Annotated in this window: 2 pseudogenes; both read left to right on the top strand. The window is 76.0% G+C overall.

What is annotated here, in order from left to right:
• Nucleotides 1-946 (top strand): annotated as a pseudogene (locus ASF38_RS19280) (isorenieratene synthase); the annotation flags it as partial.
• A pseudogene (locus ASF38_RS18465) lies at nucleotides 943-1,260 on the top strand (cytochrome P450); the annotation flags it as partial. The pseudogenes ASF38_RS19280 and ASF38_RS18465, both read left to right, overlap by 4 nt.

Raw genomic sequence — 1,260 nt, 5'->3', positions numbered from 1 at the left:
CCCCACCGAGTTCGGGGCCGGTGAGCTGGTCGGCATGTTCCACACCTACTTCACCGGCAGCTCCGAGGGCCTGCTCTTCGACGTGCCCGACGACGACTACGACGCCGTGCTCTGGGCGCCGCTCGGCCGCTACCTCGAGGGACTGGGCGCGCGAGTGCGCACCGGCGCGCGGGCCGACCGGGTCGCACCCGACGGGGACGGCTGGCTCGTGCACACGGGGGAGGAGGCCCTGCGGGCCGACGCCGTGGTGCTGGCGACCGACCCCCGCACCACGCGCACGCTCGTGGCCCCCCTGCCCGCCGACGACGACGAACGTCGCGACTGGCACCGCCGCGCTGCCGCCGGCCGCAACGCCCCGCCCTTCGCGGTGCTGCGGCTGTGGCTCGACGGCACGGTCGCGGCGGAGCGGGAGGCGTTCCTCGGCACGAGCGGGTACGACCTGCTCGACAACGTCACGGTGCTGGAGCGCTTCGAGCGCGGGGCCGCCGAGTGGTCCGCCCGGCACGGCGGCTCGGTGGTGGAGCTGCACGCCTACGCCACCGACCCCGTGCGTGACGCAGACCTGGCCGGCGACGGCCCCGGAGGTCTCGACGTCGCCCTGGTGCGGCAGCGGCTCCTGGCCGCCCTGCACGACGTCTACCCCGAGACCCGCACGCTCGGGATCGTGCACGAGGAGCTGCTCGTGGAGGACGACTGCGGACTGGTGGGCACAGGACCGTGGCGCGACCGCCTGACCGTCGACACCCCCTACGCCGGGCTCGTGCTCGCCGGCGACGGGCTGCGGGTCGACTGGCCGATCGCGCTCATGGAGCGGGCCGCCACCACCGGCGTGCTCGCGGCCAACCAGCTGCTCGCGGGGTGGGGCGTGCGGGGCGAGGACGTGTGGACCGTCCCGCTCGACGGCCTGCTGCGCCGACGCCCACGGCTGCCCTCGCTCTCGCGATGAGCGACGCCACCCGGTCGCGACGTCGCGCCGTCCTGCCCGACGAGGCGGGGCACGAGACGCGCGACCTGCGCGTGGAGCGGGTCGACGCCGGCGGCCGCCCCGGCGTCAGCACCGTCTGGCGGATCCGGTCGCTCGAGGCCGCGCGTCAGGTGCTGCGCGCCCGGCACGCCACGACCCAGGCGGGCTTCACGGCCGAGGCGATCCCGCAGGGCTATCTCGAGCACCACCCGATCCTGGTCTCCGACGGCCCGAAGCACGACGAGCAGCGCCGCAAGGTGGCGCGCTTCCTCGCACCGACCGTCGTGGCGGAGCGG

This window comes from Aeromicrobium sp. Leaf272 (genome assembly GCF_001422865.1).
Lineage (GTDB): Bacteria > Actinomycetota > Actinomycetes > Propionibacteriales > Nocardioidaceae > Aeromicrobium.
The sequence above is the reverse complement of the archived record's forward strand: the minus strand, read 5'-3'. Positions and strand labels throughout refer to the sequence as shown.